Source organism: Rhodococcus sp. DMU2021, assembly GCF_019641445.1.
GTDB lineage: Bacteria > Actinomycetota > Actinomycetes > Mycobacteriales > Mycobacteriaceae > Rhodococcus > Rhodococcus pyridinivorans.
The window spans coordinates 224,295-247,657 of sequence record NZ_JAIFKB010000004.1 but is presented as its reverse complement, the minus strand read 5'-3'; the positions used below and the strand labels follow the sequence as shown (position 1 = coordinate 247,657).

At 66.1% G+C, this 23,363-nt stretch carries 20 protein-coding genes and 1 tRNA gene; 14 read left to right on the top strand and 7 right to left on the bottom strand.

The genetic code is table 11. From position 1 onward, the window contains the following. Positions 1 to 41: 41 nt before the first annotated feature. Together K3M35_RS26865 and K3M35_RS26860 are read left to right on the top strand one after the other, a co-directional pair. A complete protein-coding gene (locus tag K3M35_RS26865; RefSeq protein ID WP_217579335.1) occupies positions 42 to 740 on the top strand; it encodes an SLATT domain-containing protein in 699 nt (232 codons plus the stop codon). A gap of 207 nt (positions 741 to 947) precedes the next feature. Further along, positions 948 to 2,483 (top strand): reverse transcriptase domain-containing protein, encoded by a 1,536-nt coding sequence (locus K3M35_RS26860; protein ID WP_217579336.1) that lies wholly within the window; start codon positions 948 to 950, stop codon positions 2,481 to 2,483. A 353-nt stretch (positions 2,484 to 2,836) separates the two neighbouring features. On the opposite strand, the gene K3M35_RS09510 is transcribed toward K3M35_RS26860, so the two are convergent. Beyond that, on the bottom strand, positions 2,837 to 3,574 hold the full coding sequence (locus K3M35_RS09510) for a methyltransferase domain-containing protein (RefSeq protein WP_220666329.1): 738 nt from the start codon (positions 3,572 to 3,574) through the stop codon (positions 2,837 to 2,839). A gap of 129 nt (positions 3,575 to 3,703) precedes the next feature. Continuing rightward, a tRNA-Leu gene (locus K3M35_RS09505) sits at positions 3,704 to 3,786 on the bottom strand. Between the two features lie 202 nt (positions 3,787 to 3,988). On the opposite strand from K3M35_RS09505, the gene K3M35_RS09500 reads away from it, so the two are divergent. The 7 genes from K3M35_RS09500 to pknB all read left to right on the top strand — a co-directional run bounded on the left by K3M35_RS09500 (position 3,989) and on the right by pknB (position 13,844). Continuing rightward, the gene (locus tag K3M35_RS09500; protein ID WP_217579338.1) at positions 3,989 to 5,311 is read left to right on the top strand and encodes a DUF3662 and FHA domain-containing protein; all 1,323 of its coding nucleotides are present in this window, start codon (positions 3,989 to 3,991) and stop codon (positions 5,309 to 5,311) included. Between the two features lie 154 nt (positions 5,312 to 5,465). Then, a complete protein-coding gene (locus K3M35_RS09495) occupies positions 5,466 to 5,927 on the top strand; it encodes an FHA domain-containing protein (protein ID WP_006550946.1) in 462 nt (153 codons plus the stop codon). Beyond that, a complete protein-coding gene (locus K3M35_RS09490; RefSeq protein WP_200359126.1) occupies positions 5,924 to 7,453 on the top strand; it encodes a PP2C family serine/threonine-protein phosphatase in 1,530 nt (509 codons plus the stop codon). Before K3M35_RS09495 ends, K3M35_RS09490 begins: the two co-directional genes overlap by 4 nt. Continuing rightward, on the top strand, positions 7,453 to 8,901 hold the full coding sequence (locus K3M35_RS09485) for an FtsW/RodA/SpoVE family cell cycle protein (protein WP_006550944.1): 1,449 nt from the start codon (positions 7,453 to 7,455) through the stop codon (positions 8,899 to 8,901). Before K3M35_RS09490 ends, K3M35_RS09485 begins: the two co-directional genes overlap by 1 nt. Then, entirely contained in the window at positions 8,898 to 10,382 is a 1,485-nt protein-coding gene (locus K3M35_RS09480) for a penicillin-binding protein 2 (RefSeq protein WP_006550943.1), read from the top strand. The genes K3M35_RS09485 and K3M35_RS09480 overlap by 4 nt, the downstream gene beginning before the upstream one ends. A 1-nt stretch (position 10,383) precedes the next feature. Next, positions 10,384 to 11,943 carry a serine/threonine-protein kinase gene (locus K3M35_RS09475; protein WP_094979646.1) on the top strand — a complete coding sequence of 520 codons (1,560 nt, stop codon included), beginning with the start codon at positions 10,384 to 10,386 and terminating at the stop codon, positions 11,941 to 11,943. Beyond that, positions 11,940 to 13,844, top strand: coding sequence for a Stk1 family PASTA domain-containing Ser/Thr kinase (gene pknB, locus K3M35_RS09470; protein ID WP_006550941.1), 1,905 nt, complete (start codon positions 11,940 to 11,942; stop codon positions 13,842 to 13,844). The genes K3M35_RS09475 and pknB overlap by 4 nt, the downstream gene beginning before the upstream one ends. 67 nt (positions 13,845 to 13,911) lie before the next feature. Here pknB and K3M35_RS09465 read toward each other — a convergent pair whose 3' ends face one another. Together K3M35_RS09465 and K3M35_RS09460 are read right to left on the bottom strand one after the other, a co-directional pair. Further along, positions 13,912 to 14,574 (bottom strand): aminodeoxychorismate/anthranilate synthase component II, encoded by a 663-nt coding sequence (locus tag K3M35_RS09465; protein WP_006550940.1) that lies wholly within the window; start codon positions 14,572 to 14,574, stop codon positions 13,912 to 13,914. Between the two features lie 102 nt (positions 14,575 to 14,676). Beyond that, positions 14,677 to 15,402: a DUF881 domain-containing protein gene (locus tag K3M35_RS09460; RefSeq protein WP_024102564.1), complete on the bottom strand. Its 726-nt coding sequence runs from the start codon at positions 15,400 to 15,402 to the stop codon at positions 14,677 to 14,679. A gap of 103 nt (positions 15,403 to 15,505) precedes the next feature. Here K3M35_RS09460 and crgA point away from each other — a divergent pair, with 103 nt between their 5' ends. Together crgA and K3M35_RS09450 are read left to right on the top strand one after the other, a co-directional pair. Beyond that, positions 15,506 to 15,769: a cell division protein CrgA gene (gene crgA, locus K3M35_RS09455; RefSeq protein WP_006550938.1), complete on the top strand. Its 264-nt coding sequence runs from the start codon at positions 15,506 to 15,508 to the stop codon at positions 15,767 to 15,769. 106 nt (positions 15,770 to 15,875) lie between these two features. Further along, positions 15,876 to 16,334 carry a PH domain-containing protein gene (locus K3M35_RS09450; RefSeq protein ID WP_217579339.1) on the top strand — a complete coding sequence of 153 codons (459 nt, stop codon included), beginning with the start codon at positions 15,876 to 15,878 and terminating at the stop codon, positions 16,332 to 16,334. On the opposite strand, the gene K3M35_RS09445 is transcribed toward K3M35_RS09450, so the two are convergent. After that, a complete protein-coding gene (locus tag K3M35_RS09445; protein WP_006550936.1) occupies positions 16,319 to 17,245 on the bottom strand; it encodes a rhomboid family intramembrane serine protease in 927 nt (308 codons plus the stop codon). The two genes, K3M35_RS09450 and K3M35_RS09445, sit on opposite strands and share 16 nt — an antisense overlap. Positions 17,246 to 17,255: 10 nt before the next feature. Next, entirely contained in the window at positions 17,256 to 17,783 is a 528-nt protein-coding gene (locus K3M35_RS09440) for a peptidylprolyl isomerase (RefSeq protein WP_024102562.1), read from the bottom strand. Positions 17,784 to 17,884: 101 nt separating this feature from the next. Between K3M35_RS09440 and K3M35_RS09435 the strand changes: the two genes are divergently transcribed. Then, positions 17,885 to 18,349 carry a hypothetical protein gene (locus K3M35_RS09435; protein WP_006550934.1) on the top strand — a complete coding sequence of 155 codons (465 nt, stop codon included), beginning with the start codon at positions 17,885 to 17,887 and terminating at the stop codon, positions 18,347 to 18,349. A gap of 354 nt (positions 18,350 to 18,703) precedes the next feature. Next, entirely contained in the window at positions 18,704 to 20,659 is a 1,956-nt protein-coding gene (locus tag K3M35_RS09430) for an acyl-CoA dehydrogenase family protein (RefSeq protein WP_220666328.1), read from the top strand. Between the two features lie 73 nt (positions 20,660 to 20,732). On the opposite strand, the gene K3M35_RS09425 is transcribed toward K3M35_RS09430, so the two are convergent. Further along, the gene (locus K3M35_RS09425; RefSeq protein WP_220666327.1) at positions 20,733 to 22,025 is read right to left on the bottom strand and encodes a lipase family protein; all 1,293 of its coding nucleotides are present in this window, start codon (positions 22,023 to 22,025) and stop codon (positions 20,733 to 20,735) included. A 215-nt stretch (positions 22,026 to 22,240) separates the two neighbouring features. On the opposite strand from K3M35_RS09425, the gene K3M35_RS09420 reads away from it, so the two are divergent. Beyond that, positions 22,241 to 23,347 (top strand): hypothetical protein, encoded by a 1,107-nt coding sequence (locus K3M35_RS09420; protein ID WP_006550931.1) that lies wholly within the window; start codon positions 22,241 to 22,243, stop codon positions 23,345 to 23,347. Positions 23,348 to 23,363: the final 16 nt, after the last annotated feature.

The following is a 23,363-nucleotide window of genomic DNA, read 5'->3' as shown; positions in this document are numbered from 1 at the left end:
CCTAAACTATAAATTAAATAGGTTATTGTGACCTAATTGGCGTGGAGGGTACTCTCTTGCTCTTATATAAGAGTCGGCGACGACGCAATACTACACTTCGCAAACCTGCTATAAGCTCCGAAGATTCCAAACTTCGTGAACAACTGAAAAGGATCGAGGATCGTACGTACAAAACGTACCGAGCCAGACAGTCAGCATCTACACGCTTGAGCCAGCGTGCACGTGCGTGGAATTGGGCTGTCGTTTCGCTCTCTACCGCTACCACCGTTGCAGCCATAGGCATGCTGACTAAGCCAGACATGTACGGGCCCAATAGTGGGACCTTGATGGTCTGCCTTTCCGTCCTCGTCCTGGTTGCAACCCTTTCAACCACGAACATGGACTATCCAGGGCGAAGCCGCGACATGTTTCTGAACTATCGCAAAATTCAACGACTCTCCGTAGAGATCGAAGAAACTCGGAACAATGAGGGACCTCTAAAATCAGAATGGGTAAAAGAAATATCGAATAGATATCAAGTCATTCTAGATGAGACCGAAAATCATACGGAGGGTGATTACCTACGACACTTTTCCGAATCGCTGAAGAAAACAGATCCCTACTTTTCGGACAGTAAATCTCTTCATTGGAAACGTCGGCGCAAGACTAGCATTGACACAGCAATAACATTACTCCCCTACGGGACATTGGTTCTACCGATCAGCCTCCTAGGCCCGCTAGTCGCGAGCTTGCTCGAATAGCTCCTCATACTGGCGGCAGATGGTAGATTCAGCGTGGGTCCCAAGAGGGGCTAGGCCACCCGACTACAAGGCAAACCCTCCGTGGTTTGCAATGCACCAGTTGTGCGAGCAACTGGCGCGCGTGAAGCAGCATTTCTAGGCGGGTTTAGCCGGCGAGCGGGGACCAACTCCCAGAGTTGGTCCCCGCTCGCATTATGAAAGGGTGAAATGAACGAGTTAGCGAAGCTCATAAAGGAAGCAGCGAGTAAGAAGATCAGCGTTCAGGAACAACGTAGGAAGCAAGCTCAAACAGAAACTGTTCGTCGCCAACGAAGGTCTACTCTTAATCTACCTGAGCTTGAAGTTAGAGAGCCGGCAACCTGGGCATACCATCCTAGTCACAACCCCTTCCATGTTCGCGCAAGAGCCGCATCAATTGGCCACGCAATCGATTTGGCCATCAAATCTCGCAACTATGCTCCGCTACCGCCAGCAGGTTTCCAAATACCCAAAGCAAACGGGAAGCACCGGACCGTTACCTCGTTTTCAATAGCAGACGAGGTCGTATCAAAAAGACTTTATTCGTCTCTAATAAACAAGAATCGAACAAGGCTTAGTGCGCGGTCGTACGCGTACAGAAAAGATTTGAATATCAATGATGCAATTTCCCATATTCAATCCGAGTGGCGCGACGAACACCGAATCTATCTAGCCGAGTATGACTTTACGGACTACTTTGGATCGATCGATCATGATCAAATTTGGTCAACGATATCGAGAATTGGATTATCAATAACAAGAACTGAGAGACACTTACTGCGCGCTTTTATGCAGGCACCGCAACCTACAATTCTTCCGAACTGCATGCCTGCTTCGGCTGATTCTCGGAGTAAAGGAATACATCAAGGGACCACCATAAGCCTACTTCTGGCAAATATTGTTGCGACGCCTTTTGATCGAGAATTAGAACGCTTAGGGGTTTCTTTCACCCGATACGCAGATGATATCGTAATTTGGAGTCGCGATTATGGAAACATAAACCGTGCCGTAGACGAGCTTCACAGATTTGCCGAACGCATTGGGTGCCAAATAAATCACAGCAAAAGTCGGGGTGTTTCACTTTTAACTAGCCCAGACGCGAGATCGGCGGAGCTGCTCACGTCACATCACACTGAATTCTTGAGTCATAGAATATCACTTAGGAAAATTTCCCTATCAGATAGAGCGATTGCGAACGCAAAACACACAATAGAGGAATATATTTATAATCACTTGCTACGCGAGCCGCTCAGAGGTTCCCAAGATCTCGGTCGACTACGAGGAAATTTGGACCGCGACTATATTGCATTATTATCGCAACTCAGACGGTACCTTTATGGAAGTTTGAGCGAAGAGCAACTACGGCGGCTGCTACGCGGACCTTTACCTTCCATGATATCCCTTGGCGGTTTGCTAGGGCGCCACCCGATGGTTGATGATGTTCAACAACTTAGGGCACTCGATAGGTGGATGTCTACACAGATTTGGCTTGCAATGCGGAAACGCGAACGTCTGCTTAGTCAAAAGATATCTCATACTCCGCAACCGTGGGGATACACCAAAGAAGACCTGTACAAGTTTACGACCAGGTCCAGCAGGGGTTCTCATCTTCCGGTTGATGGGCGTGTGCCGAGTGCTGTTCGGATGAACGAGCTCGTTCGACGCGCTGTACGTGCTCATGGTACTAGAGTTGCAACCCACACTACGTCTCTTTATAGATGGTAATATTCATTTTTCATTTAGAAGACAAGGGAGATAAGGGAGATAAGGGAGATTTCCACTGTCGCAACATTTTTCGATGATAACTATGGCGAATACGTGCGAATGAAACAGAAACGTATCTTTTTCTTTCAGCGCCCCGTCGATGACAGTTCGGCCATACACCCCGAGATCCAAGCCGCCACCATTACCGATGCTCCTGAATCCTCTCGCCGGAGCAAAACGATGGATTTGGTGTACCTCGTTGAATTATCGAGAACTTTCAGTAGGTCCACAACGCCTGGTGCAATATCGCGCGGAAGCGCTCCAAGACTCTCCCATTCAACCTACTTACCCCGTGTCGGCGCTTACCCTCCCTGCTAAATCGAACTAGATTCCCCTGAAGCCTCCGGACCGGGCGAGATTGTGCGGCTGCACACCAGCATGTAGTGGGCGCCCTTCTGGAATCGGTAGCCGACCTCCACGACCTCACTCTCGATGCCGTCTTCCCGGAGATCACCGAGCAGTTCGTCCAGGTAGGGGTAGCGGACAGAGGATCCCGATTCCACGAGGGGAAAGATGCGCAGTTCCTCACGCGCGACCCGCATCAGTTCCCGGATCGCGGCCAGGTGGAAGGTGCGATCGAGTCGATCGGCGTAGCTGAACAGCAGGTGCGAACTGAGCACGAGATCGAATGCCGCATCGGGGAACGGCAGGGACGGCAAACACCCGGCGACATATCGGTGCGGATGCCGACGGATGTCCTCGGCGAAATCCCGGACCGCCTGCCGCCGCACCCGTGCGTGTTCGTCGGGGTCGGCGAAGAACGTCCAGTCGTAGTTCTCGGCGTGGTCCCGGATGTACCGGTTCCCGCGCTCGGCCTCAGCAGCGGCAACGACGGTGAGGTGCTCAGCGTCGGAGTCGGAGTAGGCCGTGTCGCAGGCCGTCACGTCACCACCGAGGCGGTTCACCACGGCGGTGAAGCCCGCCGCGCCGGCCGGGCAGTCCAGGATCCTCCGCGACAGATCGTCGTCGGAGAGGTCGAACATCGACCGGTACTCGTCCAGGGAGCGCGAGCTGATGAGGATCGCGCCGATATCTGCCGTGTTGGGAGTCACCGGGCCATCACCGCCCCAGTAAAGCACGGCCGAAAAGGCATCGGATCGGGGCCGGACAAACGAAAACGAGGTCACGATCTCCGAAGAGTTCGTGACCTCGTCCGTCGCAGTTCGTGGAACTGCACACTGTGGGCGAAGGGGGACTTGAACCCCCACGTCCCGAAGGACACTGGCACCTGAAGCCAGCGCGTCTGCCATTCCGCCACTCGCCCGAGCAACGCCGAAAACAGTAACACACACCGGAGCCGAACAACTATTCGCCTGGTCAGAGGGCCGCGAACACTTCCGGCTCGATCGCCGAGCACATCCGGGCGAGACGTGCCGCATACCGCAGGGTCGAATCCGGGGAAAAGTGGATACCATGCAGTGACGAGATCTGCATTGCGACACGCTGAGTACGGAAAGGGGGTCGCCATGGGCATCGCCCAGCGCTTCGAGCGCAAACTCCAGGCCGCGATCGGCGACGCTTTCGCCCGCGTGTTCGGCGGCGGCGTCGTGCCCCAGGAAGTCGAGGCGGCGCTGCAGCAGGAGGCAACGGACGGCGTCCGACAGCTCGATCGGGGCCACATGCTCGCCCCCAATCACTACGTCATCACGATCAGCGAAACCGATCACGACGCCCTCGCAGCGGATCGGGACTTGACTGTGAAGGCATTCTCCCGTCACCTTGAGGACTTCATCCGAGAACAGGGATGGCAGACATACGGTGAGATCCAAGTCGTCTTCGAGTCGTCGTCGGCACTGCACACCGGGCAGTTCCGGACTCGCGGCTCGGTAGATCCCGATGCGGGGCGCTCAGCGACGCGTGCTCCGTCACCGCGGAACCCGCAGAACCGCCCACCCGTGACCTCTGAACCAGGAGCTGGCCCAATGACGCAGAACCCCGGCTACGACCCCAGCCGTGACCCCGCCGAGGCGGAACCGCAGTACGCACGCAACGGTCACGCGCACGTCGGCCAGGAGCAGCGCTACAACCAGGGCTACGGCAACGCCGGCTACGACCAGGCTCCCGGCGGTTACGACCAGCAGGGCGGCTACGACCAGCAGGGCGGTTACGACCAGCAGGCGTACGGCCAGGCCTACAGCGAGCAGGACTACCAGCAGGGCGGCTACGACCAGGGTGGCTACGACCAGCAGGCCTACGGCGCTCGAGGCGCCCAACCGCAGGCGTACGGCCAGGACTACCCGCAGCAGGGCGGGTACGACCAGCAGGCGTACGGCCAGCAGGGTTACGCACAGCCCGGTTACGACCAGGCCTACCAGGACCAGGGCTACCAGCAGGGCGGCTACGACCAGCAGGCCTACGGCCAGCAGAGCTACGCACAGCCGGGTTACGACCAGCAGTATGGCGCGCAGCAGGGCGGTTACGACCAGGGCTACGCCGCCGCGGCCCCCGGCTACGACCAGGGTTACCAGCAGGCCGGCTACCAGTCCCCCGCCGCCGGTCGGGTGCTGACCGCGACGCTCCAGCTCGAGGACGGCAGCGGCCGCTACTACCAGCTCCGCGAGGGCAGCAACATCATCGGCCGCGGCCAGGACGCACAGTTCCGCTTGCCCGACACCGGCGTCTCGCGTCGCCACATCGACATCCGCTGGGACGGCCAGGTCGCGATGCTCTCCGATCTCGGGTCGACGAACGGCACGACGGTCAACGGCGCCTCGGTGCAGGACTGGCAGCTCGCCGATGGTGACGTGATTCGCGCCGGGCACTCCGAAATCCTCGTGCGCATCCTCTGATCAGCCGGTATCGAAGGACCTACCGGACCCGTTCATACCGTCCGACGCGTGTGACAGCGCGTCGGACGCTGCATGGAGTCGTCCGGTGTCCGTATTGTGAGTGACCGCACGACCTGGAACACGACCGGTCGACTACCCCGAAGGAGGATGCACCGTGCAGGGGCTGATTCTGCAGCTGACCCGAGCGGGATTCCTCCTCCTGCTGTGGTTGTTCGTATGGGCGGTGTTGCGCACGCTCCGGTCCGACATCTACGCCGGTGCCGCGCGACCGCTCCCGCGTTACTCGCCCAAGCAGTCGGTGCTGCCGACGCTGAGCCGCAACAAGACCGCCAAGTACCTGGTGGTCACGCAGGGCGCGCTGGCCGGCACGAGGATCACGCTCGGCACCCAGCCGGTTCTCATCGGCCGTGCCGACGACTCCACACTCGTGCTGACCGACGACTACGCATCCACGCGCCACGCACGCCTGTCGCCACGAGGTTCCGACTGGTACGTCGAAGACCTGGGGTCGACGAACGGCACGTATCTCGACCGCGCGAAGGTCACCACCGCTGTCCGTGTCCCGCTCGGAACCCCGGTCCGGGTGGGCAAGACCGTGATCGAGCTCCGCCCGTGACCCTCGTACTCCGATATGCCGCCCGCAGCGATCGCGGCCTCGTGCGCTCCAACAACGAGGACTCCGTCTACGCCGGTGCCCGCCTGCTCGCCCTCGCCGACGGCATGGGCGGCCACGCGGCCGGTGAGGTCGCCTCACAGCTGATGATCGCGGCGCTCGCCCACCTCGACGACGACGAGCCGGGCGGCGACCTCCTCGGTAAGCTCGCCGCGGCCGTCCGCGAAGGCAACGCCTCCATCGCCGACCAGGTCGAGGAAGAGCCCGAACTCGACGGCATGGGCACGACGCTCACGGCCATCCTCTTCGCAGGCAGCAAACTCGGACTCGCCCACATCGGCGATTCCCGCGCCTATCTGCTGCGCGACGACCAGCTCACCCAGATCACCCGCGACGACACCTTCGTGCAGTCGCTCGTGGACGAGGGCCGCATCACCCCCGAGCAGGCGCACACGCACCCGCAGCGGTCGTTGATCATGCGCGCCCTGACGGGCAGCGAGGTCGAACCGACCCTCACCGTGCGCGAGGCCCGCGCCGGCGACCGCTACCTCGTGTGCTCCGACGGTCTGTCCGACGTCGTCAGCGACGAGACGATCGCCGACACCATGCGGCAGGGCACGCACGACGAGTGCGCCGACCGGCTCATCGAGCTGGCGCTGCGCAGCGGCGGCCCCGACAACGTCACAGTGGTCGTCGCCGACGTGATCGATCTCGACTACGGCCAGTCGCATCCCATCGTCGCCGGAGCGGCATCCGCGGACGACGACGAGGACACTCCCCCGCCGAACACCGCAGCGGGTCGCGCCGCCGCGATGCGGCCACCGCGCGCCACCCCGAAGCGGGTCATCAACAAGGCCCCGGAACCGGCGCCGAAGAAGAAGCGCAGCCGCCTGTGGTGGCCGGTCGCCGCCGTCGTGATCATCGCGGTGCTGGTCGGTGGCCTGTTCGTCGGCCGCCAGCTGATCCGCAACAACTACTACGTCGGCGCCGACGACGGTCGCGTGACCGTGCTGCGCGGTATCCCCGGCGACGTCTTCGGTTACTCGCTGCAGGAGGCCGCGCGCGTCGGGTGCGTCACCGACGAGGGCGACCTCACGCTCGTCGATCCGAACAGCGCGTCGTGCCGGGTCATGCTCGTCGACGACCTGTGGCCCGCCGCTCGCGAGCAGGTCCGTGCCGGGCTTCCGTCGGGGTCGCTCGACGACACCCGCGAGCAGATGCAGCGGCTCGCCGAACTGGACCTGCTGCCGGTGTGCACCCCGGAGGAACCCGAGCCCGCTCCCGCACCGGCCCCCGGCCCGGGAGAGCCGGCGCCGACGCCCGGACCGAACGGCACCCCGCCCACCGAGACACCCACGGTGCAGCCGCCGGCGTCCGGTGAGCCGCAGCCGGGCCAACCGGCACCGGCCTCCCAGCCCGGCGAACTGCTTCCCGGCGAGCCGACTCCCGGCGAACCCGCTCCGAACACGGAGCCGGCTCCCGAGCCCGCGCCCCAGATCCCCGGTCAGAACTGCAGGGTGGGCGCCTGATGTCGGTGTCCCATGGTGTGGGGGACTTCCCGAGCCCTCCGGGAGGTTTCGCCCCGGCGCCCGTCCAGTCGACCCGGCGCAACACCGAACTGGCCCTGATCGTCGCGGCCATCGGTGTCACGACGGTGTCGCTCATGCTCGTCGAGGTCTCGATGGAGCAGGCGCTGACCCTCGACCTGCTCAAGTACGGGGTGACCTTCGCTGCGCTGTTCCTCGCCGCGCACCTCGCGGTCCGGCGCTTCGCGAAGTACGCCGATCCCCTGCTGTTGCCGATCGTCGCGCTGCTCAACGGTCTCGGACTCGTGCTCATCCACCGGCTCGACCTGTCCGATCAGGAGAACGCCCGTTACATGGGCCTGCCGCCGCCGTCGCCCGATGCGACGCAGCAGGTGCTGTGGACGGCGCTCGGCATCGCGCTGTTCATCGTCGTGCTCGTGTTCCTGCACGACTACCGTCTGCTCGCGCGGTTCAGCTACACGCTCGGTCTCATCGGCCTGATCGCACTCGCGATCCCGGCCCTGCTGCCGAGCAGGTTCTCCGAGGTCAACGGCGCCAAGATCTGGATCCGGCTGCCCGGTTTCAGCATCCAGCCCGGCGAGTTCGCGAAGATCCTGCTGATCATCTTCTTCGCATCGGTCCTGGTGGCGAAGCGCGACCTGTTCACCACCGCAGGCAAGCACTTCCTGGGGATGGACTTCCCCCGCGCCCGCGATCTCGGCCCGATCCTGGCGGCCTGGATCATCTCGATCGGTGTGATGGTCTTCGAGAAGGACCTCGGCACGTCGCTGCTGCTGTTCACCACCGTGCTGGTGATGCTCTACATCGCGACCGAACGTGTCGGCTGGCTGATCATCGGATTCTCGTTGCTCGCCGTCGGCTTCTACGCGGCGTACCAGATGTTCGGTCACGTGCGGGTGCGCGTGGAGACCTGGCTCGATCCGCTCGCCGACTACAACAACACCGGCTACCAGATCTCCCAGTCGCTGTTCGGTCTCGCGACCGGCGGGGTCGCCGGCACCGGCCTGGGCAGCGGACGGCCGGGGCAGGTGCCGTTCGCGAAGACCGACTTCATCGTCGCCGCGATCGGTGAGGAACTCGGCCTGATCGGCCTGGCCGCCATCCTGCTGTTGTTCCTGATCCTCGTCGTCCGCGGCATGCGCACGGCGCTGGCGGTGCGCGACAGCTTCGGCAAGCTGCTCGCCGCCGGCCTGTCGTTCACCCTCGCCGTCCAACTGTTCGTGGTGGTCGGCGGTGTCACGAAGTTGATCCCCCTGACCGGCCTGACCACACCGTTCGTGTCCTACGGTGGTTCGTCGCTGCTCGCAAACTATCTGCTCCTGGCTCTGTTGATGAAGATCTCGCACGCTGCCCGCCAACCCGCGATCCCCCGTAAGAAAGCGCCCACGCCGATCGCCGAGGCCAAGACGGAAATGATGGGGCGCGAATGAACGGTCCGCTCCGCAAGGTCGCGATGGCCGTGATGTTCATGGTCGTCGCGCTGCTCGCAAACGCCACCTACGTGCAGGTCATCAAGGCCGACGATCTCCGTACCGATCCGCGCAACTCGCGTGTGCTGATCGACGAGTACTCCCGTCAGCGCGGACAGATCGTCGCGGCCGGTCAGGCTCTCGCGGTGTCGGTGCCCACCGACAGCCGCTACAAGTACCTGCGCGAATACCCGGCGCCGCCGACCCAGCCGATGAGCCCGCTGGCCTACGCGCCGGTGACCGGCTTCTACTCGATGCAATACGGCAGTACCGGACTCGAACGGTCCGAGGATTCGCTGCTCAACGGTTCCGACAACCTGCTGTTCGGACGTCGACTGTTCGACCTGGTGTCGGGCCGCAACCCGCGCGGCGGAAACGTCGTGTCCACGATCGATCCGGTCGTTCAGCAGGTGGCCTACGACGAGCTGACCTCGAAGGGTTACACGGGCTCGGTGGTCGCGATCGAACCGAGCACCGGCAGGATCCTCGGGATGGTGAGCACGCCGAGTTACGACCCCAACCGGTTGTCGGGACACGACGGCGCCGCGACCTCGCAGGCCTGGGACGAGCTCAACGCCGATCCCGAGAAGCCGATGCTCAACCGCGCGATCTCCCAGACCTACCCTCCGGGCTCGACCTTCAAGGTCGTCGTGACGGCGGCCGCGCTCGAGAACGGCGTCACCCCCGACACGCAGTTCACCGCAGCGCCGCAGATCACCCTGCCCGACACCGCGACGACCCTCGAGAACTACGGCGGGGCCGCGTGCGGCGACGCATCGACGGTGACGCTGCGGGAGGCGTTCGCGCGGTCGTGCAACACGGCCTTCGTCGAGATGGGCATCGACGACGGACGCGAGGCCCTGGTCTCGCAGGCGGAGAAGCTCGGCATCGGCGAGACCCTCGACGTCCCGCTGCCCGTCGCGGCGAGCACCGTCGGCCCCATCCCGGACGGCGCGGCACTCGGCCAGTCGAGCATCGGCCAGCGGGATGTGGCCCTTACTCCGTTGCAGAACGCGTCGATCGCCGCGACCATCGCCAACGGCGGGGTGCGCATGAAGCCGTATCTCGTCGACCGTCGGCAGGGGCCCGACCTGACGGTGCTCGAGGAGACCAAGCCCGAATCGCTGGGCCAGGCGATCTCGCCGGAGGTCTCGGCGACCCTCACCGACCTGATGATCGGTGCCGAGAACAACGCCGGCGGTGGCGGTGCCATCCAGGGTGTGCAGATCGCGTCGAAGACGGGCACCGCGGAACACGGCAACGATCCGCGGAACACCCCGCCGCACACCTGGTACATCGCATTCGCACCTGCACAACAACCCCGCATCGCCGTCGCGGTGATCGTGGAGGACGGCGGCGACCGAGCACTCGCCGCGACCGGCGGTTCGGTGGCCGCCCCGATCGGACGGGCCGTCATCTCGGCCGGATTACAGGGAGGCTGACATGGCTCTGAGCAGCGGCGCCATGATCGCCGACCGTTACCGTCTCCAGCGACTCATCGCGACCGGCGGAATGGGTCAGGTGTGGGAAGGACTCGACACCCGGCTCGACCGGCGGGTCGCGGTGAAGGTCCTCAAGGCCGAGTTGTCCGGCGACGAGGACTTCCTCGCCCGGTTCCGTTTCGAGGCCCGCACCACCGCCCAGCTCAACCATCCCGGCATCGCCGGGGTGTTCGACTACGGCGAGACCACCGACGCCGAGGGCCAGTCCATCGCCTATCTCGTGATGGAACTCGTACACGGCGAACCGCTCAACGCCGTCCTGTCGCGGCTCGGACGCCTGTCGCTGCCGCACGCGCTCGACATGCTCGAGCAGACCGGACGCGCCCTGCAGGCGGCCCACAACGCCGGCGTGGTGCACCGCGACGTCAAGCCCGGCAACATCCTCATCACCCCGACGGGCCAGGTGAAGATCACCGACTTCGGTATCGCGAAGGCAGTCGACGCCTCCCCGGTCACCCGCACCGGCATGGTGATGGGCACCGCACAGTACATCGCTCCCGAGCAGGCACTGGGTCAGGAGGCGACGTCCGCGAGCGACGTGTACTCGCTGGCCGTCGTCGGCTACGAGGTGCTGTCGGGACGCCGTCCGTTCCTCGGCGACAGCGTCGTGACCGTCGCGATGAAGCATGTCCAGGAGACCCCGGCGCCGCTGCCGACGGATCTTCCGCCCGAGGTGCGCGAACTCATCGAGATCGCGATGTCGAAGGACCCGGCCTACCGCTATTCGAACGGTGGCGAATTCGCCAACGCCGTCGCTGCGGTGCGGTCCGGACGGCCCGTGCCCCCGCCCGGCAACGTGCCGCCGGTGACCAGCGCCAACCGCGTGCTTCCGCCCGGCGTGCCCGGGACGGCCCACACTTCTTCGACCCGTGCCCTGCACCCGACGCAGTACGACCAGACGGCCTATTCGTCGGTTCCCCGCTCGGCTCAGCCGCCGACCGCCGGCCGTCCGCCGGTGGCAGGTCCGCCGACAACGGGAGTGCCCGCCGACGATGACGGACGACGGTCCCCGAGTCCCACAGCGCTGGCCTGGGCCGCAGGTGCGGCAGTGGTGCTCGCCCTCGTGACGCTGGGAATCGTGCTGTTGGGTGGCGACGACGAGGAGACCCCGCGCGCTCCGTCTCCGACGACGCAACTCACCACGACCCGCGCGACCACCACGACGACCCGTCCGCCGCTGACCACCACGACGACGTTCGTGCCGCTGCCGCCGCCCGTCGAGACGGAGACCTTCACGCCTCCTCCGACCACGACGACGACGCAGCCGCCGACGACCACGGTGGAGCCGACGACCGAGCCGACCACGACGCAACCGCCCACCACCACGACCGCCCCGACCACGACGACGACCACCACAGCGGAGGACACGGGTGGCGGCGACGGCGGCACGGGCGGCGCGGAGGGTAACGGCGACGACGAGACCGACCCCGAGGCCGCCGGTGGAGGGGACGATAATTCATCCGAAACCAGCAACGGTACGAACAACCAAGGAACGTCATGACCACACCCCGCAAGCTCTCCTCCCGCTACGAGCTGGGTGAGATCCTCGGCTTCGGCGGTATGTCCGAGGTGCACCTCGCGCGGGATCTGCGGCTCGGCCGGGATGTGGCCATCAAGGTGTTGCGCGCCGACCTCGCACGCGACCCCACGTTCTACCTGCGCTTTCGGCGCGAAGCGCAGAATGCCGCTGCGCTGAACCATCCGGCGATCGTCGCCGTCTACGACACCGGTGAGGCCGAGACCGAGGCCGGGCCGCTCCCGTACATCGTCATGGAGTACGTCGAGGGCGACACGCTGCGCGACATCGTGCGCGCCGACGGGCCGATGACCCCCAAGCGGGCGATGGAGATCATCGCCGACGTGTGCGCGGCCCTGGACTTCAGCCACCGCAACATGATCGTGCACCGCGACGTGAAGCCGGCCAACGTCATGATCAACAAGGCCGGCGCGGTGAAGGTCATGGACTTCGGCATCGCCCGGGCCATCTCCGACGCCGCGAGCCCGATGACGCAGACCGCCGCGGTGATCGGCACCGCACAGTACCTCTCCCCGGAGCAGGCGCGCGGTGAACAGGTCGACGCCCGGTCCGACGTGTACTCGGTGGGCTGCGTCCTGTTCGAGATCCTCACCGGCGAGCCCCCCTTCAAAGGCGACTCGCCCGTCGCGGTGGCCTACCAGCACGTGCGGGAGGATCCGCCGCTGCCGTCATCGGTGAATTCGTCGGTGCCGCCCGAGCTCGACTCGGTGATCCTCAAGGCGATGGCGAAGAACCCCGCGAACCGCTACCAGTCGGCTGCGGAGATGCGCAGCGACCTGATCCGCGTGCTGAGCGGGCAGCGTCCGAGTGCGCCGATGGTGATGACCGACGAGGACCGCACGACGCTGATCGACTCCGTCGACAACAACACGGGGCGGCACGGCCGCGTCGCGGCCGCCGGTGCCGCCGGGGCACCCGCCGAGGATTCCGGCGGCGGCTCAGTTCTCAAAAAGGTGCTGCTCGGCATCGCCGCGCTCGCCGTGGTCGGTATCGTCGGCGTCTTCCTGTGGTCGCTCGGACCCGGTTCGACGGCCGCCCAGGTCACGGTGCCCGACGTCCGCAACGTCTCCGCCGAGCTCGCCGAGAGCCAGCTGCAGAACGCCGGCTTCCGGGTCTCGATCCAGCAGAAGAGCGATCCGGTCGTCGCGAACGGCAACGTCATCAACACCCGTCCCGTGCCCGGGAGCCAGGCCGAGGAGGGTTCAACCGTCACCCTCGAGGTCTCGACAGGACCGGAACAGGTGCAGATCCCGCGGCTCGAAGGCATGACGCAGGAACGCGCAGCCCAGGAGCTGTCCGCCGCCGGTCTCCGGCTCGACCCGAACGTCGGACGTGCTCCGTCGAATGCCGACGACGAGGACCTCGTCGTCGACCAGAGTCCCGGTGCGGGAGCCAGCGTCGACCGCGACAGCCCCATCACCATCACTTTGGGATCCGGCCCCGAACTGGTGCGCGTCCCCAACGTCGTGGGCCAGACCGTCGAGGTGGCGAGCGACAACATCGAGGGTGCCGGTTTCGAGGTCGTCGTCGAGAACATCGACTCCAGCGAGACCGAGGGCACTGTCGTCTCGACGAGTCCGGCCGGTGGCGCCTCCACCGAACAGGGGTCGACGGTGACGGTGCGAGTGTCCAACGGCGACCGCATCGAGATGCCCGTCGTCACCAACCGGTCGGTGTCGGATGCACTCGCCGCTCTGCGCGGCGCCGGCTGGACGGGCAACGCCTCTCAGCTCCAGCAGACGCGTGAGGCGACACTCGATGTCGATCTCGTCGGCACCGTGATCACGCAGGCCCAGCCGCCAGGTTCGGAGATCTCGAAAAACCAGCCCCTCACCGTGGGCGTCGGTGTGCTCGGCATCCGCTGAACGAGCTTTCGACGAAAGGCGCCGATCCTCGAAGGACCGGCGCCTTTCTCGTCGGAAATGGGGTGCGTCAGGCGGCTCCGCCGTCGAGCGCGCGTGCCATCTGCGCCTCGAGGCGCGCGACGAGCGTCTCGTCCGGTGCCTCGCCGCAGGCCGCGAGCCAGTTCGCGAGCATGCGGTGACCGCCCTGGGTGAGCACCGATTCGGGGTGGAACTGCACACCGTGGATCGGCAGCTCGGCGTGACGCAGGGCCATGACGATGCCGGTCTCCGTGTGGCCGGTGGGCTCGAGTTCGGCGGGCATCGTCTCGGGCAGCACGGTCAGCGAGTGGTAGCGGGTCGCGGTGAACGGATCGGGCAGGCCCGCGAGCACACCGGCACCGTTGTGACGAACCAGGCTGGTCTTGCCGTGCAGCAGTTCGGGGGCGCGATCGACGGTCGCGCCGAACGCGACACCGATGGACTGGTGGCCGAGGCACACACCGAGCAGCGGAGTGCTGCTGTCGGCACATGCCTTGACCAGATCGATGCTCGCCCCGGCGCGTTCGGGTGTGCCCGGCCCTGGGCTGAGGAGGATGCCGTCGTACTCCTTCGCGACCCGCGCGAGAGCACCCGGTGCGGTGAGCCGCTCGTCATCGTTGCGCCACACGTCGGCCGTCGTTCCGAGCTGCCCCAGATACTGGACCAGGTTGAAGACGAAGCTGTCGTAGTTGTCGACGACGAGAATGCGCATGAGACGAGGGTACTCAGTGGCCGGTAGAGGGCGACCCGCCCGGTGGCCGGCAGAGGGCGACCCGCCCGGTGGCCCGATTCGGACAGTGCTCCCGGGCACCGCTCAGCGCGCGGACGAACTACCGGTATAGGCGGGGACCGACAGATCCTCCGACGCCTGCTGCGTGTAGCCGAGTTGATAGCGGGCCGCGTACTGCTTGTAGATGCGGATACCGGGCTCGGCGTCGAGCGCGGCCTGCAGCCGTGCCGGGTCGCCGAGCGCGGTGACGACATAGGGCGGTGAGTAGGTGCGTCCGTGCAGCAGCAGCGTGTTGCCGATGCAGCGTGGCGCCGACGTCGCGACGATCCGCTGATCCTGCATGGCCACGGCCTCGGCACCGCCGGCCCACATCGCGTTGAGCACGCTCTGCACGTCCTGCTGGTGCACGACGAGATCGTCGGGTGAGGCACCGGACGGATAGCGCCCGTTGGCGTCGCGGGGTGCGTCGGTGAGAGTGACGGTCACACCCGGACCGCGGCGGGCCACGAGTCCGGCCGGGTCCTCGATCGCGGACAGGTCGTCGAGCACCGCGGCGACGTCCTCGTCGTTCACCGCGGCACGGTCCTGGAGTTCGTCGATGCGGGTAGTGAGATCGTCTCGGGTGGCGGCCAGTTCGTCGGCCTTCTCCTGCGCGGCCCGGACCAGATCGGACAGTCGCGGGGAGTCGCCGGCGCGCAGTTCGTCGCCTTCGGACACTCCGCGGGTGGTACCCACGAGCAGACCGGCCACGAGGCAGACGACGAGGGTCGCGACACCCCACACGGGCGCGCGCAGTCGTCGTTCCGACACGTCGTACCTCCGATCCTGGCCTTACGTTAGCGTGATCTCAACAGGTAGTTGACCGACCACTCCATCCGTGTACGACGGGTGGAGACGTGAGAACGAGGACACCATGCCCAAGTCGAAGGTTCGCAAGAAGGACGTCTCCGCGACCCGGACGGTGAGCCGCACACCGGTGAAGGTCAAGGGCACGCCGTCGAGCACGTTGTACGTGACGGTGATGCTCGCCCTGATGGTCATCGGGTTGCTGTGGCTGATCGTCTACTACCTCGCGGCCGAGCAGATCACGTGGATGAACGATCTCGGTGCCTGGAACTTCCTGATCGGTTTCGGGTTCATGGTGGTCGGTCTGATCATGACGATGAACTGGCGCTGACCTCCACCCCGCTCGGGTTACACCGATGTTATTCATCCCCACCTGGGGATAACACTGTGCACAACCGGTGAGAGGTCCCCGGGGAACGGATCGGAAGAGGACGCAGATGCCCGACGAGACACCGCTGCGGTGGGCGACGCCGCCCGCCGCGATAGCGGCGTTGTCGGCCGCCGGTCTCGCCTTGGCCGTGACCGCCGCGGTTGCGGTTCCCGACGCGGCCGGTCGCGTACTGGTGGGTTTCGCGGCGGTGCTCGTCCTCGTGATGGTCGCGCTCGCGCTGCGGCAGCGTCCGCGTCTCGAAGTGCTCCCTGGAGGAACGGGGATCGCGACGATGCGGTTGACGGGTCGTCGCGAGTTCACGCGCGCGGCCCTGCACCGCGTGCGGATCGTCGAGTACCCGCGCTTCGGGCGGCGCGTGCCGATGCTCGAGATCGACACGATCGACCCCGCGACCGGCACGGAGAACCTGATGATCTTCGGCCGGTGGGATCTGGGCACCGACCCGCGGAACGTGCACGCCGCGCTGGCGATGCGCGATCTCGCGCCCGATCAGACACCCAGTTGATCGCGTAGCCGCACGACGGCGAGCACGATCGCGACCAGCGTCACCGCGACGACCGCGACCAGCGCGATCCATCCGGTGCGCACGATGCGGTCCCGGTCGGTGCCGGCACCGAGATACTGCGGGGCGTAGAGCAGGGCCGCTGTCGCGGCGGCACCGGCGACGAGACCGCCCAGGTGACCCCACAGGGAGATGCCCGGGACGGTGATGCTGATGATCACGTTGAGGCCGACGATGGTCAGCACGGGTGCCGGGCTGCGACGCAGGCGCAGCAGGATGACGGCCTGCGCGCCGAGCAGACCGAAGACCGCTCCCGACGCTCCGGCGGTGACCGCTCCGGTCTCCATGAACATCACTGCGGCGGACCCGCCGAGGATCGACACGAGGTAGACCGAGAGGTACCGGGCGCGTCCGAGCACGAGTTCGGTGTCGCGTCCGATCACCCACAGGGCGAACATGTTGACGGCCAGATGGAGCAGGCCGAAGTGCAGGAATCCGCTGCCGAGGATCCGGATGTACTCGCCGTGCGCGGCGATGATGGGCGGCCACAACGCCCAGTCGAGGAACAGCGCCGAGCCCTGCTCGTTGGTCATCACGCTGCCCGACTGCGCGGCGGTGATGCCGAAGACGAGCACATTCAGCGCGATGAGCACGTACGTCACGATCGGCGAGGGCCGATCGGAACGGACGGGTGCGCCGGCGATGGTGCGGGCCTGCGGTGTCGACCGTTCGGCCGCGGCGACGCAGTCGACGCAGTGCTGACCGACCGAGGCGGGACGCAGGCACTCGGGGCACGCGGGCCGGCCGCATCGGGAGCAGGCGAGAAGGGTCGGGCGGTCGGGATGGCGAACGCACCGCGGCTGGGGTTGCGGGCCACCACCCTCGGCCGCGGAGCCCCAGCCGGGGTTCGTCATGGGAACTCTCTCAGGAGATGGTGATGCTGTTGATCACGACGTCGTCGACCGGGCGATCGGCGCGGTCGGTGGCGGTGGTCGCGATCGCGTCGACGACCTTCTTCGACTCGGCGTCGACGACCTCACCGAAGATGGTGTGGCGACGGTTGAGGTGCGGGGTCGGGCCGACGGTGATGAAGAACTGCGAGCCGTTGGTGCCCGGGCCGGCGTTCGCCATCGCGAGCAGGTAGCCGCGGTCGAACTGCAGCTCGGGGTGGAACTCGTCGGCGAACTGGTAGCCCGGGCCGCCGCGGCCGGTGCCGGTGGGGTCGCCACCCTGGATCATGAAGCCGTCGATGACGCGGTGGAAGACCGCGCCGTCGTAGAACGGACCGCTGGTCTCGCCCTTGGCGTTCTGGGTCTTGTACTCCTTGGTGCCCTGAGCCAGGCCGACGAAGTTCTCGACGGTCTTCGGCGCGTGGTTGCCGAAAAGCGCAATCGCAATGTCGCCGCGGTTCGTGTGGAGCGTGGCCGTTGCTGTCTGATGCGGTGAAGTCACCCCACCATGGTGCCATTGCCCGCTTCCCGGGCAGGACAGGCGGCGCGGGACACGCTCTCCGGTCACGACCACAGGTCCGGGCGGTATGGAAGAGTGGACGCATGAGCAAGCTGATTCATGCCGAGACCGACGACGTGTGGCTTCCGGCATTCGTGCGACGTCACGACGAATCCGGCAATCTCGCGGGTGCTCTCCGCGTGGCCGGCGAGGGCGCGGTAGCTCTCGCGCAGGGCTCGAGTGCGGCCGGACTGTTCGCAGCACGCAAGGGTCTGGACGTCGCGGGCGAACTGCTCTCGGTGGCCCGGCGGGCCGCGGCCGAGCGGTGTGCCGCGAAGTCGTCCTCTCGTCCGGAGCGCACGGGCAGGCGGTTCGGTCTCGTCGTCGCCGGCGCGGTTGCCGTCGTGGCCGCAGGCGGGGTCGTGTTCTACCGGCGACGACGGCCGGATCACCCTCCGATCGCTCCGGAACCGCCGCGCGTGCGGCCCGCGGAGTCCGCGGCGACGACGACCGACGAGGCCGCCTCGACGCCGGTCTCCCCCGAGTCCACCGACACCTCGGAGGCCTGATCGCCGTCCGCGGTGCCGAATTCTCGTTCCGCCGATCGGATCTCGCGGTCGACGATGAGGCACGCCGCGAAGTAGAGCGCGCCGAGGAAAGTGAGCAGGACGGGGACGAAGGCCAGGAATTCCATGGCCACCTCCGTTCCGATCCGCGATGGGGATCGGCGAGTGACGGGCGGGGCACGTCGTCGGTGACTATTCGAGCGTAGGCGCGTCCGGGAGTACCCGCACGTCCCCGACGACTTCCGCGGTAGTGATCTAGTTCACATCCGACTGCTTCATGATCGACTCGGCCGAACCTGTGATAAGAGGCACATCCGGGTGCATACTCACCAGTAGGCACGCGACCCGGAGGCAGTCATGGCAGAGAGCGCCGATGCCCGAACCCCACAGGTCACCGAGCGGCAGGCTCGTGAAGTAGCGGAGCAGGCGCGCGAATCCGAGTGGAACAAGCCGTCCTTCGCGAAGGAACTGTTCCTCGGACGGCTCACCCTCGACCTCGTCCACCCCTTCCCGCGACCGACACCCGACGAGGACTCCCGTACCGAGGAGTTCCTCGCACGCCTGCGCGCCGCGTGCAGTTCGATGGACGGCGGCCGCATCGAACGCGACGCGCGGATACCCGACGAATACGTCCGCGAGCTGGCCGAACTCGGCTGCTTCGGCATGAAGATCCCGCAGGAGTACGGCGGCCTCGGGCTGTCGCAGGTCGCCTACAACCGGGCCCTGACGGTCGTCGCCTGCGTGCATCCCAGCATCGGCGCGCTGCTGTCGGCCCATCAGTCGATCGGTGTGCCGGAACCGCTCAAGCTCGCCGGCACCCCTGAGCAGAAGCAGCGCTTCCTGCCGCGATGCGCGCGCGGCGCCATCTCGGCTTTCCTGCTCACCGAACCCGACGTCGGGTCCGACCCCGCCCGACTCGCGTCCACCGCCATCCCGGTCGAGGACGGCAGCGCCTACGAACTCGAGGGCGTCAAGCTGTGGACGACCAACGGGGTGGTCGCCGAACTGCTCGTCGTCATGGCCCGCGTACCGAAGAGCGAGGGCCATCGCGGCGGGATCTCCGCCTTCGTCGTGGAAGCGGATTCACCCGGCATCACCGTCGAACGCCACAACTCCTTCATGGGCCTGCGCGGCATCGAGAACGGCGTGACCCGGCTGCACAAGGTGCGGGTTCCGAAGGAGAACCTCATCGGACGTGAGGGCGATGGGCTGAAGATCGCGTTGACGACGCTCAACGCCGGTCGCCTCGCCATCCCCGCGATGTGCTCGGGTGCCGGCAAGTGGGCGCTGAAGATCGCCCGCGAATGGTCGTCGGAGCGGGTGCAGTGGGGCAAGCCGGTCGGTGAGCACGAGGCCGTCGCCGCGAAGATCTCGTTCATCGCCGCGACCACCTACGCACTCGAGTCCGTCGTCGAACTGTCGGGCCAGATGAACGACGAACAGCGCAACGACATCCGCATCGAGGCGGCACTGGCGAAGTTGTGGGCGAGCGAGATGGGATGCCTCATCGCCGACGAACTCGTGCAGATCCGCGGCGGACGCGGCTACGAGACCGCCGAGTCGCTGGCGGCGCGCGGCGAACGGGCCGTTCCCGCAGAGCAACTCGTCCGCGACCTGCGGATCAACCGCATCTTCGAGGGGTCGAGCGAGATCATGCGTCTCCTCGTCGCCCGCGAGGCGGTCGACGCCCACCTGCGCGCAGCCGGCGAACTCGCCGACCCCGATTCGACGGGCAAGGAGAAGGCGCAGGCCGCGGTACGGGCGAGCGGGTTCTACGCCCGATGGCTCCCGAAACTCGTCACCGGCAAGGGACAGCTACCGCGGACCTACAACGAATTCGGTTTTCTGGCAACACATCTGAGGTACATCGAACGCAGCTCGCGCAAGCTCGCCCGCTCGACCTTCTACGGGATGGCCCGCTGGCAGGCCGGACTCGAGAAGCGGGAGAACTTCCTCGGACGGATCGTCGACATCGGAGCCGAGCTGTTCGCCGCGACCGCCGTGTGCGTGCGCGCCGAACGGCAACGCGTCGACGGGCACCCGGGAGCCGACGCGGCCTTCGAACTGGCCGACGCGTTCTGCAAGCAGTCGCGGCTGCGCGTGGAGAAGTTGTTCGACGCCCTGTGGACGAACACCGACGCCGAGGATCGTCGCACCGCGGCCGGCGTTCTCGAGGGCAGATACGAGTGGCTCGAGCGCGGTGTGCTCGATCCGAGCGAGGGCACCGGTCCGTGGATCTCCCGCTGGGAACCGGGCCCGTCGACCGAGACGAACGTCGCGCGCCGGATCATCGACACCCGTCACTCGGTGTAGACCCTGCACACGAATCCGGCCCGCACCCCCGGAAGGGAGTGCGGGCCGGATCGATTGCGGATTCGAAGGAGCGTCAGAAGGCTCCACAGTTCGACGGTGCGGGCTCACCGCGCAGTCGCGCTTCGATGTACGCGACGGAGTCGGGCAGTCCGCCGATCATGGGCACCGCATGGTTGATGATGAAGCCGGGCAGGATCGGCGGCGTCGTGTTGGGCAGTAACTGCACCGTCGCGCCCTGATCGCACCAGTCCAGCGCCAGCTGACGGCCCTGACCGTAGGGGACCGTGTCGTCCTGCGTGCCGTGCTGGAGGAGGACGGGCACGGCGGGCGTGCGGTTGCCGATGCGCTGCTCCGCGAGGATCTTCTGGACCTGGGGCAGGCGGTCGAGCACGACATCGAGGGGCTCACCCGTGCGGGTGTAGTCGCCGGTGCGCTGGAATGCGAAATTCGCCACCGTCTCCGGGACGCACTGGTTCGCCACGGCCGCGAGCATCTTGCGGCCGCGATCACTGATCTCGGCGTCGATCTCGTCGCGGATCTCCGGGTAGGCGTCGGCCAGACCGTTGATCGTGTACCCGATGGCACCGGTGAGCAGCGTGCCGTCGATCTGCTTCAACGTGGCCACGAGGTCGGCGGGCGGAGCACCCACGTAGGCGCCGACGAGGTTCAGTTCGGGGGCGTACTCGGGAGCGAGCTCGGCCGCAGCGCCCGACGCGCCGCCGCCCTGCGAGTAACCGAAGAGGCCGACCGGGCTGTTCTCGGTCACCGACGCGTTCTCGAGCTTCAGCGCCGCGCGCACCGAGTCGAGCACCGCGTGGGCTTCGGCGGCGCGGTTCACGTAGGTGTGGTGCCCCGGCGTACCGAGACCGTCGTAGTCGGTGACGACCACGGCGATGCCGCGCAGCAGCAGCGCGTTGATCGACAGCACCTCGTACTCGGTGAAGAAGTCGAGGGGCGGATTATAGTTGACGAGCGCGCCGAGATTGCGGGACGGCGCGCACTGGTCACCCTGACCGTGGGTACCGACGGCCAACGCGACGAGCGGCCGGTCGCCGGGACCGTTCCACGGCGTCGACGGCTCGATGTAGGTGCCGCTCACCGCGTTGGGTGCGCCCTTGGCGTCGTTGCTGCGGTACAGCAGCTTGGTGCCCTGACCCGGGAAGATGCCGTCGGCGACCGGTGCGCGCAATGCCAGATCGGACGGTGCCGTGCGCAGGACGTCGCCGGGAACACCCGTCGGCAGTGGGTCGGGCGGGAGATAGAAGTCCGTCTCGGCTCCCGCTGTCGCCGCGGTTCCGAGAATTCCGCCAGCAAGGACGGTCGTCGTCACCGCCGCGGCCATCCACTTCCGAGCGCGCCCCACCATGTTGTTCCTCCACCTGGATCCACCGGAACCGTGTGTCCCTCGTCACGGCGGTACGGACTGTAACACGCACTTACCGGAAAGTAAGGTCGGCACTTCCCTCCCTGTCTGCCACAATCGTTCTTCGCGCCCGAAGCGGTGCATTTGTCCGGCGCACCCGGAGCGAGTCGGGTCCTCGGCAGCACGACGGACGAGCAGCCTCTCGAGGAAGGGAAGACATGGCAATCGGTGTCGGCCTCCGGATCGGGCGAGTCGTGTCCACGGCGGTCATCGCATCCAACGAACCCGGCACTCCCGACCCTGTCGTCCTCGCCCGCGACTCCGTCCTGCACGTCGACCACGACGGCAACACGTCGCTCGGCAGCGTGGCGCACGGGGACGAAGCACGCACGATCGCGGGCTTCCTCACGCGGGTCGGCGACGCCTCGGGCATCACCGCGAGCGACGGTCGCATGTACCGCGCCGAGGACGCGATGGCCACCGCCATCCACTGCCTGTTGCGGGAGTGCCACCCGTTGCCGACCTTCGGCGGCATGGACCGGGACAGCGACCCCGGCTACGCCGCCACCTACCCGTCGCACTGGGATCCGGACACCATCGCGACCTTGCGTGCCGCCCTGGACTACGCGAATCTGCGGCACGTGGATCTCGTGTCCGACGCGCAGGCGGCCGCCGCCTGGTACGCCTCCGAGATCTCCGAGACCCCTGGCCAACTCGTGGGGGTCTTCCATCTCGACGACGGCGGCTCGACCGTCACCCTCGTACGCTCGGGCGTGCCCGCCGGCAAGGCCTACCGCACCCCCGCCCAGGGCGCACCCTCCCCGGCGGCCCAACTCGCCACGGCCCTCGGATCGTTCGGCTGGATACCGGACAATCTCGAGGCCGTCGTCGTCATGGGCGACGGTCTCGTCGCACGAGATCGCACCCACATCCAGGAGATCGCGAACAGCCTCGCCACGAAGCTCACGGTGCGCAGCCTCGTCGGGCCGGGCCCGGAACAGACGGCGGCGCTCGGCGCCGCGATCCTCGCGGCCGGATTCACGCCGGCACGCGAGACCAACAAGACCCGGATCGGACTTCCACCTTCCTACGACGAAACCGACGTACTCACCGGCGGTTTCGCTCGGCTGCGCGAACTCGAGGAGAGACGTCTCGGGGCCGAGAGCACCGCCGAGAACCGCGGAGCCGCGAGGAAGGAGGCCACACCCGTTCCGGTGCTCACCACGGGCACCGCAGACGAGAACACCGGCAACACGAGAACGGTCGTCATCGGGGTGGTCGCCGTTCTCGTGCTGATCGCGATCCTCGCCGGCATGCTGCTCTGATCGATCTCCTGTCTCC